The organism is Nonomuraea turcica (genome assembly GCF_030718205.1).
Classification (GTDB): Bacteria; Actinomycetota; Actinomycetes; order Streptosporangiales; family Streptosporangiaceae; genus Nonomuraea.
In genome coordinates this window covers 293586-305967 of the sequence record NZ_JAUZQF010000009.1, presented here as the reverse complement: position 1 = coordinate 305967, position 12382 = coordinate 293586, and the positions used below count along the sequence as shown (strand labels likewise).

13 protein-coding genes are annotated in these 12382 nt (G+C 70.4%); 4 read left to right on the top strand and 9 right to left on the bottom strand.

Features of this window, described 5'->3' with window-relative positions; translation table 11 throughout:
• Positions 1 to 603 precede the first annotated feature (603 nt).
• The 3 genes from lnt to Q9G87_RS24680 are packed head-to-tail and all read left to right on the top strand — an operon-like array spanning position 604 to position 4040.
• Positions 604 to 2733, top strand: coding sequence for an apolipoprotein N-acyltransferase (gene lnt / locus Q9G87_RS24690; protein ID WP_305918821.1), 2130 nt, complete (start codon positions 604 to 606; stop codon positions 2731 to 2733).
• A 2-nt stretch (positions 2734 to 2735) separates the two neighbouring features.
• Entirely contained in the window at positions 2736 to 3485 is a 750-nt protein-coding gene (locus Q9G87_RS24685) for a polyprenol monophosphomannose synthase (protein WP_305918820.1), read from the top strand.
• 60 nt (positions 3486 to 3545) lie between these two features.
• Complete coding sequence (locus Q9G87_RS24680; RefSeq protein ID WP_305918819.1) at positions 3546 to 4040, top strand: FxsA family protein; 495 nt, start codon at positions 3546 to 3548, stop codon at positions 4038 to 4040.
• Positions 4041 to 4126: 86 nt separating this feature from the next.
• Here Q9G87_RS24680 and Q9G87_RS24675 read toward each other — a convergent pair whose 3' ends face one another.
• From Q9G87_RS24675 to Q9G87_RS24665, 3 genes are all read right to left on the bottom strand, one after another.
• Entirely contained in the window at positions 4127 to 4471 is a 345-nt protein-coding gene (locus Q9G87_RS24675) for an RNA polymerase-binding protein RbpA (RefSeq protein ID WP_125637410.1), read from the bottom strand.
• A 125-nt stretch (positions 4472 to 4596) separates the two neighbouring features.
• Positions 4597 to 5214 carry a hypothetical protein gene (locus tag Q9G87_RS24670; RefSeq protein ID WP_305918818.1) on the bottom strand — a complete coding sequence of 206 codons (618 nt, stop codon included), beginning with the start codon at positions 5212 to 5214 and terminating at the stop codon, positions 4597 to 4599.
• A 154-nt stretch (positions 5215 to 5368) separates the two neighbouring features.
• Positions 5369 to 6733, bottom strand: coding sequence for an MFS transporter (locus tag Q9G87_RS24665; protein ID WP_305918817.1), 1365 nt, complete (start codon positions 6731 to 6733; stop codon positions 5369 to 5371).
• Between the two features lie 306 nt (positions 6734 to 7039).
• Between Q9G87_RS24665 and Q9G87_RS24660 the strand changes: the two genes are divergently transcribed.
• Positions 7040 to 7207, top strand: a complete 168-nt coding sequence (locus Q9G87_RS24660; RefSeq protein ID WP_305918816.1) for a hypothetical protein — start codon at positions 7040 to 7042, stop codon at positions 7205 to 7207.
• Positions 7208 to 7450: 243 nt separating this feature from the next.
• Here Q9G87_RS24660 and Q9G87_RS24655 read toward each other — a convergent pair whose 3' ends face one another.
• Genes Q9G87_RS24655 through Q9G87_RS24630 form a run of 6 tightly spaced genes read right to left on the bottom strand, consistent with a single transcriptional unit; the run spans position 7451 to position 12327 of the window.
• Positions 7451 to 8251 (bottom strand): glycerophosphodiester phosphodiesterase family protein, encoded by an 801-nt coding sequence (locus Q9G87_RS24655; RefSeq protein ID WP_305918815.1) that lies wholly within the window; start codon positions 8249 to 8251, stop codon positions 7451 to 7453.
• A 36-nt stretch (positions 8252 to 8287) separates the two neighbouring features.
• Positions 8288 to 8827, bottom strand: coding sequence for a TrmH family RNA methyltransferase (locus tag Q9G87_RS24650; RefSeq protein ID WP_305918814.1), 540 nt, complete (start codon positions 8825 to 8827; stop codon positions 8288 to 8290).
• Entirely contained in the window at positions 8824 to 9429 is a 606-nt protein-coding gene (locus Q9G87_RS24645) for a class I SAM-dependent methyltransferase (RefSeq protein ID WP_305918813.1), read from the bottom strand. Before Q9G87_RS24645 ends, Q9G87_RS24650 begins: the two co-directional genes overlap by 4 nt.
• A gap of 11 nt (positions 9430 to 9440) precedes the next feature.
• A complete protein-coding gene (locus tag Q9G87_RS24640; protein ID WP_305918812.1) occupies positions 9441 to 10388 on the bottom strand; it encodes a VWA domain-containing protein in 948 nt (315 codons plus the stop codon).
• Positions 10385 to 11329: a DUF58 domain-containing protein gene (locus tag Q9G87_RS24635; protein WP_305918811.1), complete on the bottom strand. Its 945-nt coding sequence runs from the start codon at positions 11327 to 11329 to the stop codon at positions 10385 to 10387. Before Q9G87_RS24635 ends, Q9G87_RS24640 begins: the two co-directional genes overlap by 4 nt.
• Complete coding sequence (locus tag Q9G87_RS24630; protein ID WP_305918810.1) at positions 11326 to 12327, bottom strand: AAA family ATPase; 1002 nt, start codon at positions 12325 to 12327, stop codon at positions 11326 to 11328. Before Q9G87_RS24630 ends, Q9G87_RS24635 begins: the two co-directional genes overlap by 4 nt.
• Positions 12328 to 12382: the final 55 nt, after the last annotated feature.

The following is a 12382-nucleotide window of genomic DNA, read 5'->3' as shown; positions in this document are numbered from 1 at the left end:
CGGTTGACATCTGAGGTGGAGTCGGTAGTTTGCTGCGCAGTCCAGCACGGGACTTGGCCGGTTGGCCGTCTCTGACATCGCCGGATCCTGCGTCCGTGACGGAGCGTGGCTTCGTCCACACAGCCAGGTGCAGGGCCGTCGGTCCGTCGAGTCGGGGCACCCCAACCGGGCGGGGGGTTGGACCCGGGACGGGTCCGGGAGCCCAGTAGACAACGGAATTCCGAGCTCGCCGCCGACGAGACGGGTCCGGTCCGAAGGGTTTCCGGGCCCTCTTCCCGCTCTCGTGCGCAGGATCGTCAGTGCGCCGGGTGATCCCGTGGGTCGCGGGATCACCCTGCCTCGACGTCGATTCATCGATCTTTCTTGTGCCCGCGCTGGCTCGAGCGCGGCCGTGGGGCGGTAGCGTTTTCGCAAGCAGGCGTTCGACGGTGGCGAGGAGATCCCGGAGTGGTTCAGGACAGAGCGAGCCTACCGCCCGAAACCGGGCACGGCTCATCTCCTACTGCCGGGGCCGACCCGCGCTCGCCTGACGCGCCGTCGAGTCGGCCCATCAGGGACACCGCTCCCGCCACGTCCACCCGTGACGGGATCAGCCCTCCCGAGATGGGCCGGGAACGCGATCGCACGCAGGTGGACGGGCAGACGGTCGGCTCGGAGCGCGTGAATGCGTCCGTGGCCGCCCCGGCCCGTGAGGTGTCGGCAGGCGGCAGGGCGACCAGCGACCCCGGCCTCTCGACGGCCGATGCGCCGCAGAAGGCGACGGGAGTCGCAGACGAGGCCCGGGACACGCTGCTCGGAACGGATGACGTGGCCCCTGCGACGGGGCAGGACGCGACGGGGCAGGATGCGGTCCGGCAGGACGCGACGCGGCAGGATGCGGTCCGGCAGGACGCGACGGAGCAGGACACAGCGCGGCTGGATGCGGCGCGGCTGGATGCGGCGGAGCAGGACGCGGTCCGGCAGGATGCGGCGCGGCAGGATGCCGCACGGCTGCACGCGGCGCGGCTGGATGCGACGGAGCAGGATGCGGCGCGGCTGGATGCCGTCCGGGAGGACGCGGCGCGGCTGGATGCGGCCCGGGAGGACACGGCGCGGCTGGACGTGACGCGGCAGGACGCGGTCCGGCAGGACGCGACGGGGCAGGATGCGGCGTCCGGGACACCGGCCGGCGGGGGAGCGGCGCCGCCTACGGCGGCGGCCGCGCCGGGGCGGGGCGGGCGGGAGACGCGGAAAGTGCTCGCCGCCCGTGTCGTGGCCGCCGTGGCCGGCGGGATCACGCTGTTCGCCGCCTTCCCGCCGCTCGGCTGGTGGTGGTGCGCCCCTCTCGGCATCGCCCTGATCGCCGGCTCGCTGTACGGCGCCCGTCCCAGGCGGGCCGCCTGGCTGGGTTACCTGAGCGCGGCGGTGTTCCTGTTCCCCGCCCTCGCCTGGGTGCGCACCATCGGCGACGACGTCTGGCTCATGCTGGTCGGCACCGAGAGCCTGTTCTACGCCGCCATGGCCGCCCTGGCCGCGCTGGTGTTCAGGCTGCCCGGGTGGCCGGTGTGGTTCGGCGGGCTGTGGGTGGCCATGGAGTGGGCCCGCGGTCTGGTGCCCATCGGCGGCTTCCCCTGGGCGCGGGTGGCCTTCAGCCAGGGTGAGTCATTGTTCACCCCCTACGCCGCGTTCGGCGGCGCGCCGCTGGTGTCGTTCGCCGCCACCCTGAGCGGCGCCCTGCTGGCCCACTCCGTCCTGGTACGGAGCCGGGCGTGGCGCAGGGCCGTCCCAGTGGGGCTGGCGCTGGCCGTGCCCGTGCTCACCCTGGCGATCCCGCGGCCCGGCGACGAGGGCCGCAGCATCAACGTCGGCGTCGTGCAGGGCAACGTCCCGGGCCGCGGCATGTACGCCCTCGGCGACGAGCCCGCCGTTGTCCTGAAAAATCATGCCAACGAGACGAAACGCCTTGCCGAGGCCGTCCGGGCCGGCAAACTCCCCAAGCCCGACATCGTCATCCTGCCGGAAAACTCCACCGACATCGACCCCTACCAGGACGAGGTCGCCCGCCAGATCATTCATGACTCGGTACGCGACGTCGGGGTGCCGACGCTCGTCGGCGCCGTCGTCGCGATCGGCGAGGAGCACCGTGCCACCCGCAGCCTGGTGTGGGACCCGGTGACGGGGGCGGGCGCCTACTACGACAAGCAGAACCTGGTGCCGTTCGGCGAGTACACGCCGTTCAAGGACATCGTGCTGGCGCTGTGGGAGCGGGCCGGTCTGGTCGGCAGGCAGTCGGTCCCCGGTGGCAAACCGGGCGATCTAAAGATGGGTCCGGTCACGGTCGGCGCGGTCAACTGCTACGAGGTGGCCTACGACGACACCGTACGCCGCACCGTGCGCGCCGGCGGCACTCCGCTCGTGGTGCAGACCAACAACGCCAGCTACGCGCTGTCCAATTTGCCGCCGCAGCAGCTGGCGATGTCGCAACTGCGTGCCGTCGAGCACAACAGGGCCGTGGTGACCGCCGCCACGACCGGAATCTCCGCTTTCGTCACGCCTGACGGTAAGGTCGCATGGCAGACCCGCGAGCTGGTCGCGGACATGAACGTGGTCAAGGTGCCCGTACGCACCCAGGAGACGCTCGCCACCAAGGTGGGAGCACTTCCTGAGTGGGCATTGATGGTGATGGGAGCGGCGGCCGCCGCGGTCGCCGCGTGGCGCGCCAGGCGGCGAGGCGACCAGGTGAGGAACGACTGACAATGGAGACTCTTGGCCGGGTGCTGGTCGTCGTACCGACCTACAACGAGCGCGACAACCTGCCCATGATCGTCGGGCGGGTGCGCGCGGCCGTGCCGGAGGCGCACGTGCTCGTGGCCGACGACAACAGCCCCGACGGCACCGGCGAGGTGGCCGACGAGCTCGCCGCCGCCGATGACCAGGTGCACGTCCTGCACCGTCCGGGCAAGCAGGGTCTCGGCGCGGCCTACATCGCCGGCTTCCGCTGGGGGCTGAGCGAGGGCTACGACGTGCTGGTGGAGATGGACGCCGACGGCTCGCACCAGCCGGAGGAGCTGCCGAAGCTGCTGGAGGCGCTGGTGGACGGCGCCGACCTGGCGATCGGGTCCCGCTACGTGCCCGGCGGCAAGGTGGTCAACTGGCCGCACCGGCGTGAGCTGCTGTCCAAGGGCGCCAACGTCTACACCCGCGTCATGCTGGGCCTGCCGGTACGCGACGCGACCGCCGGGTTCCGCGCCTACCGCGCCGCGACCCTGGAGAAGGTGGGCCTGTCGGGCGTGGAGTCGCAGGGCTACTGCTTCCAGGTCGACCTGACGCTGCGCACGTCCAGGCACGGGCTGCGGGTGGTGGAGGTGCCCATCACGTTCGTGGAGCGTACGGTGGGCAAGAGCAAGATGAGCGGCAAGGTCATGTCCGAGGCGCTGTGGCGGATCGGCATGTGGGGCGTCACCGGCCTACCGAGGCGGCTGCGCCGCAAAGGCGAGCCAGGATAGGAACGCTTGCGGGGCGCCGGGCGTTGTTCCTGGCGTACGCGTGTGTGCGGAATCGAGGAAATGATGCGGCTCCTGCTCTTCCTGGCCTTCCTGGTCGTTCCCGTTCTGGAGATCTGGCTGCTGATCCAGGTCGGCTCCGTGATCGGCGGCCCGGCGACCGTGGCCCTGCTGATCGCCGACAGCCTCCTCGGCGCGTGGATCGTGCGCCGTGAGGGACGCCGGGCCTGGCGGGCGCTGCAGGAGGCGCTGCAGTCCGGCCGGATGCCCAACCGCGAGCTGGCCGACGGCGGCCTGGTCCTGGTGGGCGGCGCGCTGCTGCTGACGCCGGGGTTCTTCACCGACGTGTTCGGGTTCTTGTGCGTGCTGCCGTTCACCCGGCCGATGATGCGCCGCCTGGGGGCGTGGTTCTTCGAGCGCCGGGTCAAGAAGATGGCGGCCGCGTCGCCGTACGCGAACCTCTTCCCGCCGTCTCCCGGCGCCGGCGCTCCGCAGGGCGAGGCTCCGCACGGCGGCAGGGTGGTGCACGGCGAGGTCATCCGGGAGGAGCGCGACTGACGGGCCTTGGCCGGCTCACGCGAGCCGGCGGGCGCGCATGAAGAACCCCCGGGCCGCCGGCCCGGGGGTTTCACCGTGAGAAGAGGTCAGGCGCTCTTACGACGCTGGGCCCGCAGAACGGCGAGCCGCTCGTTGAGCACCTCCTCAAGGTCTTCGATGGAGCGCCGCTCCAGGAGCATGTCCCAGTGCGTCCGCGGGGGCTTCGTCTTCTTGGACTCCGGCTGCTCGCCGTCCACGCGTACCGCGGTCACGCCGCACATGCGGCACTCCCAGGTTGCGGGGATCTCGGCCTCTGCGGCAAGCGGAACCTCGAATCGATGGCCCTTCGGACAGGTGTAGGACACCTCCTGGCGCGGAGCCAGATCCGTGTTACGGTCGTTCTCGTAGCTGGTTGCCCCGAGCCGGGTGCCACGAAGCGCGCGCTCGCCCATGTCTCAATGCCTCCTACAGGGCCCCCTTGAAGTGGGGGGTCTGTCTCCCACGGTGTCTAACGCTTGATACCGTGATGGGATTCCCACCTGCGGGGTGATCCAATCGCGGTTGGGGCCACGGTTATTCAGGCGGGTGCCGATTCCGCTCCGGTCCGGGCCGTCGCCAGGGCTCCGGCCAGCCAAAGCCCGCCGATCATGATGAGCGCGCCGTGCGCGATCCGCAGCGGATACGGGCCGAAGAACTGCGGGATGAAGAGCACGAACCCGAGTGCCAGCGCCGTCCCGCTCCACCGGGGCAGCGTGCGCGAGCGCCACACCGAGACGGCCGCCATGACCGTGCTGGCGCCGAGCAGCAGCAGTCCGGCGGCGAACATCGTGACCGCGAGCCCTCCGTACCTGAACTCCTGCGCCAGATCCATGAGCGCGGGCGCCTGGTCGCGCAGCGAGCGCTTGGCGATCACGTTCAGCCCGAAGTCCTCGGCGCCGTAGTACGGCAGCGTCAGTCCGGCGCCGATCCACGTCACCACAGCTGCCCGCAGCGACAGCCGATCGCCGAGCACCTGGTGCAGGCCGAGCACCGCCAACCCGAGCAGAATGAAACCGACCATCGCGGCGGCGTGCCCGATCACCCATTCCGTGGAGGCCATAGCGGCGGCGTCGTCGCCGGAGGGGCGGATCGCCGGATAGACGAGGAACAGGATGCCGCCGGTCGCGAAGGCGGCGGCGGTGAGCCGGGTTGACATGGGTACTCCTGAAGAGGGCGTCGCTCTGTTGTGAGAGCAATGCTCTCGGTATGGCGCACTGATGTCAAGAGCACCGCTCTCGTTCCGGAGCGACGGCCGTGCGCGGCCCCGGCGCGGCGCAGGGGCCGGGCACGATGCTGCTCGCCGCGCGGGTTTAGATCTTCTCGGGCACCTGGTTGCCCGCGGCGCGGATGGCCTTGGGCAGGTTCACAGCGGCCAGGATGGCGCCGCCGAGCACGAAGAAGGCGATCAGCGAGATGATCGCCAGCCGGTAGCTGCCCGACATCTGGAAGGCCATGCCGAGCGTGAACGAGCCGAGGAACGTCGAGCCCTTGTCGCTGATCTCGTAGAGGCTGTAGTACTCGGCCTCCTTGCCCTTCGGGATGACATGCGAGAACAGCGAGCGCGACAGCGCCTGCGTGCCGCCCATGACGATGGCGATGGCGAAGCCGAGGCCGTAGAAGGCCAGAGCCGAACCTGCGGGCAGGAAGTAAGCGATCGTGACGACGATCGTCCAGGCCACCAGGGCGCCCAGCACCACCCGCTTGGCGCCCACGCGCGAGGCCAGCCAGCTGAGCAGCAGCGCGCCGAAGAAGGCGACGAACTGCACCATGAGGATGGCGCCGATCTGCACGGTCTTGCCGAGCTGCAGCTCCTTCTCGGCGAAGGTCGCGGAGAACGAGATGACCGTCTGCACGCCGTCGTTGTACAGCAGGTAGCCCACCAGGAACGCCAGCGTGAGCGGGTAGGCGCGCAACCCCGCGGCGGTACGGCCGAGCTGACGGAACGTGCCACCGATCGCCTGCCCCGCGGACTCGGAGCGCGGCGCGAGGGCGTGCCGGTTGCGCAGCCGCAGCAGCGGAATGATCGTGAATCCGCCCCACCACAGCCCGGCTGAGCTCAGCGCGATGCGCACCGCTGTCCCGGAGTCCAGACCGAACGACTCGGCCTGGAGGAACAGCACCAGATGGACCGCGAGCAGCAGCCCGCCGCCGAGGTAGCCGAACCCCCACCCCATCCCGGAGACCTTGTCGCGCTCATCGGGCGTGGCGATCTCAGGCAGGAAGGAGTTGTAGATGACGAAGGCGCACGCGAAGCCCACGTTGGCCACGAGGAACAGCGCGCCGCCCAGGATGTAGCGGCCGTCGCTGACGAACCAGAAGCAGACCGTGGCCAGCGCGCCGAGCAGGGCGAAGAAGCCCATCAGCTGTTTCTTACGCCCGGTGTGGTCGGCCAGCGCCCCGGCCACCGGCATGAACACGATCTGCAGGATCGCGGCGACCCCGACGACGAAGGAGAAGTATGCGCCCGGCCGAACGTCGAAGCCGATCACGTCCACGTACTGTCCGCCGCCGGCGGCGTTCTCCGCGATCGTGATGAGATACGGGCCGAGGAAGACGGTCAGCACCGTGGTGGGGAAGGCGGAGTTGGCCCAGTCGTAGAAGTACCAGCCCCACTGCTCGCGTTTGCGCGCGGCGGGCGAGTCGTCGAAGAGCGCGGGGGGTGAGGGGAGGGTCATGCTGCTCCTCTTATGCGGCCAGGTTGCCGGGGTGCCACCGGCCGCGGCGTTCGAGCACGTCGCGCAGGCCGGTGACGTTGTCGGTCATGCTTGACGCACGGCCTATTTTCGCAGGTCGTCGTTGAAATCCGCGTGTCGCGCCCATGACCATACAATGATCACCTTCCCGGCGAAAGGACTCTAACCCATGATCCAGCGATGCCGTGGAACCATCAAGAAGGTACAGGGCAACGGCAAGCCGTGTCCCCACGCCGCCAAGGCATGCTGGGGTAAGTGGCGGCTCCTGTACCAGGACGAGAACGGTCGGTGACGAGAGCGCCGGTCGCATGGTCCGGCGAGTCGGCCGCCGAGCGTTTGATGGCCTACTGGCACGCGATCGTCGACCGCATGGAGCGGACGATCGCCGCAGGCCTTGCGGACGGCTCGCTCTCGATCGACGGTGACCACCCCCGCGCCGTGGCCCAGGTCCTGTAGGACATGTGGCTCGGCGCGAGCGTCATGGTCAAGATCCACCGCAATCTCGCGGCGCTGTGGGATCTGGCCGAGGACAGCGACTCCGCGCGGCTGATCGAGACGACCCTGCGCTCGGGCAAGCCGCTCGCTCTGGTGTGCCACGCCCCCGGCGGCCCGCGCCCTCATCAAGCTGGTCACCACGGCCGGCGCGTAAGCGCGTACGTGGTCATTCTCCGTGGGCGCCTGATCGCCCCGGATGGTCTGTCAGGCCGCCATTCCGTGGGGATGCCACTGGCCGCGGTGTTCGAGCACCTCGCGCAGGCCGGTGACGTTGTCGGTCATGATGCCGTCTACGCCCAGGTCGAGCAGGCGCTCCATGCGGGCGGGGTCGTTGATGGTCCATACGTGCACCTGCATGCCGATGGCGTGCGCGGTGCGGACCAGGCGGCGGGTGGTGACGCGTAGGCCGCGGAAGCCCACGGGCACCTGGGCACAGGGGATGCCGACGCGGGACAGGCGGGCCAGCAGCCGGCCGTAGCCGGAGGTGGTGGCGGCGGCGCGCAGCGCGGCCACGCCGCGCGGCCCGAGCGCCGAGCACACCTCCCTGCCGATCGCCGCCCTGGCCAGCATCAGTCGCTCATCGGAGAAGGAGGTCAGGCAGATGCGATCGTAGGCGTTGGTGCGCCTGACCGCCTCGGCCAGCGGGGCGATGGCCGCTGCCTCCTTGACGTCGATGTTGAAGCGGATTTCTGGCCAGGTGCCCAGGAGGTCCTCCATGAGCGGGATCTCGTGGACGCCGCCGATGCGGGCCTGCCTGACCGCCCGGTAGGGCAGCTCGGAGATGCGGCCGCGCTGGTCGGTCACGCGGTCGAGCGTGTGGTCGTGGAAGGCGACCAGGACGCCGTCGGAGGTGGCGTGCGCGTCGGTCTCCAGGTAGGTGTAGCCGAGCCCGACCGCCCGCTCGAAGGCGGCGACGGAGTTTTCCGCGCCCTCCGCGGCGCCTCCGCGGTGGGCGAAGGCGAGCGGGCCCGGATGGTCGAGAAAGGCGAAGTGGCGGCTGAGCACGTCCAGAAGTATGCCCTTCCGGGATGAAGGCTGCAGTTACGAATCAGCAAGATTCTCCCACTCCTGGCGGCGGGCCTCCGCCAGGGCGATGGCGGCGGCCACCGCGACGTTGAAGGAGCCGACCCGGCCGACCTGCGGGATGTAGCAGACGCCGTCGACGGCGTCGAGCAGGGCGGGGGAGCAGCCGTGGTCCTCGCTGCCGACCACCAGGCACAGGTCGCGGTCGAGGCCGGCCTTGTGCAGCGGCATGGCCTCGGCGGTCAGCTCGACGGCCAGCACCGTGTAGCCGCCCGCCTTGGCGGCCTTGACCGCCTCGGTGGCCGGGACCGGCTCGTGCCAGGTGACCAGCCGGTCGGTGCCGAGCGCGGTCTTGCCCGCCTTGGGGTTGGTGGGCGGGGTGGCGTTGCCGGCCAGCCAGATCTCGTCCACCCCGAACGCGGCGGCGCTGCGGAAGATCGAGCCGATGTTGAACGGGCCGGTGACCGACTCGATGATCAGGCCGAGCCGGTTTTGCGTCTGCCTGCGCCAGGTGCGGTTGAGCCGTTTGACGTCGGTGGGGCGCAGCTGCCTTCTCATCGGGTCACCTTCAGTATGCGATAGGCGGCCCGGCTGGCCTCGCGGGAGGCCTGCCAGCCCTGCTCGCCGAGCCAGCGTTGCAGGGAGTCCGAGCCGAGGTGTTTCTGGACGACCAGGTAGGCGACGCCGTCGGGCGTCAGCCGGGTCAGCCACCTGGTGAGCATGTCGTGCAGGGCCTGCTTCCCAATACGGATCGCAGGATTGGACCAGATAGCCCGAAATTTCACGTCATCTGGCATTTCATCAACATGGACTGACCTTACTTTGTAAAGGCCAGCGGCTTGCGCGTTCCGCTCGGTCAGCTCCACGCTGCGCCGATTCACATCGACGGCCCACACCGTGGCCTCGGGCGCCCGTGAGGCCATGGTCAGCGCGATCGGCCCGTAGCCGCACCCCAGGTCGAGCAGGTCGCCCTCCTGCGGCGGCGGCGGGACGGTCTCCAGCAGCACACGGGTGCCGACGTCGACCCGCTCCGGCGAGAAAACGCCGCTGTCGGTCTCCAGCCGCAGGTGCAGGTCGGGCAGGACCAGGTCGACCGAGCCCGGCCGGCTCGCGCTCTCCGGCCGCTCGGAGAAGTAGTGGGCCCCGTTACCTTTGCTCACGTGGCAAAACGTTACGGGATGCGCGAGCCGAACATGACCGCCGCACCGGCCACCAGCAGCCCGGCCAGGATCGCGGCCACGATGAACCACTGGGTGATCTCCTGGTTGACCAGCTTGTAGCCGAGCGAGGTGCCGATCTGCTCGTAGACCTCGCGTAGCTCGCTGCCGGACTCGGCGGCGTAGGCGCGGCCGCTGGTGCCGTCGGACAGCGACTGCAGGGTCTGCTTGTTGACCGGCACGTTCACCGGGCGGCCGTCGATGTTGACGGTGCCCTCCTGGGTGCCGTACGCGATCGTGGAGACCGGGACGCGGGCCTGCTGGGCCGCTTCGATGGCCTCGTTGACGGACCTGCCGGAGGTGTTGTCGCCGTCGGACAGCAGCACGATGGCGGCGGGCGGCGGGTCGGTGGCGGCTTGCTGGTCGAACGAGCGCAGTGAGTCGAGCGAGTTGAAGACGGCCTCGCCGATCGCGGTGCCCGGGCGGGTGGTGAGGTTCCCGATCGCGGCGACCACGGCCTGGTGGTCGGTGGTGGGGGAGATGACGACGTTGGCCGAGCGGGCGAAGGACACCAGGCCGACGTTGAAGCGGTCGGGCAGCTCGCGTGCGAAGGCCTGGGCGGCGGCCTTGGCGGCGGTGATCCTGTTGGGCTGGACGTCGTCGGCGTCCATGGACAGCGACACGTCCAGGGCGATCATGATGGTGGCGCGGTCGCGGGGGACGCGTACCTGGTCGGCGGGCTTGGCGGCGCCGATGACCAGGAACGACATCATGACGAGGAACAACGCGGGGGCGACGTGGCGGCGCCAGCCGGGTCCCGCGGGGGCGACGAGGTTGAGCAGGGCCAGGTTGGTGAAGCGCACGGTGTAGCGGCGGCGGGCGAACATCGCCGCGACGTACCCGGCCACGAGGAGCACGACCAGGAGGAACAGCCACAGCCACGAGGGGGCGAGGAACGTCATGTCACCTTCCTGTGGGCATGGGCGAGGTGAGCCGTGCGGCGCTGGCGCAGCACGAACTGCGCGACGTCGAACACCCAGTCCCGGTCGGTACGCAGCACCAGGTGGGCGATTCCGGCGCGGCGCAGCGCCAGGCGGGTGCCCTCGCGCTGCAGTGCGGCCGCTTCGGCGTACGCCTGCCGGACTTGGGGCGAAAGGTGCACTTCGCGTACCTTCCCGGTCTCGGGGTCGGTGAACGCGACCCGCCCCACATCGGGCAGTTCGAGCTCGCGCGGGTCGATCACCTCGACCGCCAGGACCTGGTGGCGGGCGGCGAGCCGGCGGATGGGGCGTTCCCAAGGGCGTTCGGCGTCGGGGTCGAGGTCGGGGTGGGCGTCGAGGAAGTCGGAGACGACCAGGCGCATGCCGCGGCGCCGGCGGCTGGCCGACAGCACCTCGATGCCCTCGGCCAGGTCGGGCGCGTCCGGGACGACGCGGCCGCGGGGGGCGTCCATGAGGGAGTGGAGCAGCCCGTACAGGGCGGGGCGGCCGGTGCGGGCGGGCATGCGGTGGATGTACTCATCATGCAGGACCAGCGCGCCGAACCGGTCGCCCAGGCGGCTGGACAGGAACCCGATGGCGCCGACGGCGGCGATCACCAGGTCGCGCTTGTCGGTGTCGGCGGTGCCGAAGTCCATGCTGGGCGACAGGTCGGCCAGGGCCCAGGTCTCCAGCTCGCGGTCAGCGATGAGGTCGCGGACGTGGGGGACGGTGGTGCGGGCGGTGACGTTCCAGTCCATGCGGCGCACGTCGTCCTCGCCGGGCACGTACACGCGGCTGTCACCGGCCTCGCTGCCGGTGCCGGGCAGCAGTCCCTGGTGCGCGCCGTGCAGCAACCCGTCCAGCCGGCGGGTGACGGTCAGCTCCAGCCGCCGGAGCGCTTGCTCAGCTGTGCCCGGGCTCAACGGTTCTGGTTCCAGACCACGAGAGGCGGGGGTACGGCGTGCAGGATCTGCTTGACGACCTGCTCCGGGTCCACGCCGTCGGCCAGGGCGTCGAAGGTGAGCATGAGCCGGTGGCCCATGACGTCCACGGCCACGTCGCGCACGTCGTCGGGCAGCAGGTAGTCGCGGCCGCGCAGCAGGGCCAGGGCCCGCCCGGCGGCGACCAGGCCCAGCGTGGCGCGGGGGCTGACGCCGATCTCGATGGTCTCCGCCAGGTCGGCCAGGCCGTACTCGGCGGGGGCGCGGGTGGACATGACGAGCCGGACGACGTAGTCGGCGACGAGCTGGTGGACCGAGACCTGCTCGGCCGCCTCCTGCAGGGCCAGCAGCTTGTCGGGGTCCAGGACGCGTTCGGGCACGGGCGGGGTGACGCTCATGCGGTGCAGGATCTCCAGCTCCTCGTGGGCGCTGGGGTGCGGGACGCGGACCCGGAACAGGAACCGGTCGCGCTGCACCTCCGGCAGCGGATAGACGCCCTCGGACTCGATGGGGTTCTGGGTGGCCAGCACGATGAACGGCTTGGGCAGCGGGTGGGTGACGCCCGCCAGGGTGACCTGGCGCTCGGCCATGACCTCCAGCAGCGCGGACTGGACCTTGGCGGGAGCGCGGTTGATCTCGTCGGCGAGCAGGAAATTGACGAACACGGGGCCGAGCTCGACGTCGAACTTCTCGTTGGAGGGGTGGTAGACGCGGGTGCCGATGATGTCGCTCGGCACGAGGTCGGGGGTGAACTGGATCCGGGCGAACGTGCCGCCCACGACGGTGGCCAGGGTGGAGGCGGCAAGGGTCTTGGCGACGCCTGGGACGCCTTCGAGCAGGCAGTGCCCGCGCGCCAGCAGGGCCACGATGAGCCTTTCGACCATGTGGTCCTGGCCGACGATGACTCGCCGGACCTCGTCGAGACTTTGACGCAGCAGTGCCGCGTCTCCTCTGCCTGGCAACTCTTCGGCGACGCTCATGACCTCATTCCACCAAACACGCCGCAAACGTGCACGACGCCACGTCTGTGCTTTC

Excerpts from the sequence above, each read along its gene's own strand:
- lnt (WP_305918821.1), top strand. The coding sequence starts at position 604 with ATGGGCCGGGAACGCGATCGCACGCAGGTGGACGGGCAGACGGTCGGC.
- Q9G87_RS24685 (WP_305918820.1), top strand. The coding sequence starts at position 2,736 with ATGGAGACTCTTGGCCGGGTGCTGGTCGTCGTACCGACCTACAACGAG.
- Q9G87_RS24680 (WP_305918819.1), top strand. The coding sequence starts at position 3,546 with ATGATGCGGCTCCTGCTCTTCCTGGCCTTCCTGGTCGTTCCCGTTCTG.
- Q9G87_RS24675 (WP_125637410.1), bottom strand. The coding sequence starts at position 4,471 with ATGGGCGAGCGCGCGCTTCGTGGCACCCGGCTCGGGGCAACCAGCTAC.
- Q9G87_RS24670 (WP_305918818.1), bottom strand. The coding sequence starts at position 5,214 with ATGTCAACCCGGCTCACCGCCGCCGCCTTCGCGACCGGCGGCATCCTG.
- Q9G87_RS24665 (WP_305918817.1), bottom strand. The coding sequence starts at position 6,733 with ATGACCCTCCCCTCACCCCCCGCGCTCTTCGACGACTCGCCCGCCGCG.
- Q9G87_RS24650 (WP_305918814.1), bottom strand. The coding sequence starts at position 8,827 with ATGAGAAGGCAGCTGCGCCCCACCGACGTCAAACGGCTCAACCGCACC.
- Q9G87_RS24640 (WP_305918812.1), bottom strand. The coding sequence starts at position 10,388 with ATGACGTTCCTCGCCCCCTCGTGGCTGTGGCTGTTCCTCCTGGTCGTG.
- Q9G87_RS24630 (WP_305918810.1), bottom strand. The coding sequence starts at position 12,327 with ATGAGCGTCGCCGAAGAGTTGCCAGGCAGAGGAGACGCGGCACTGCTG.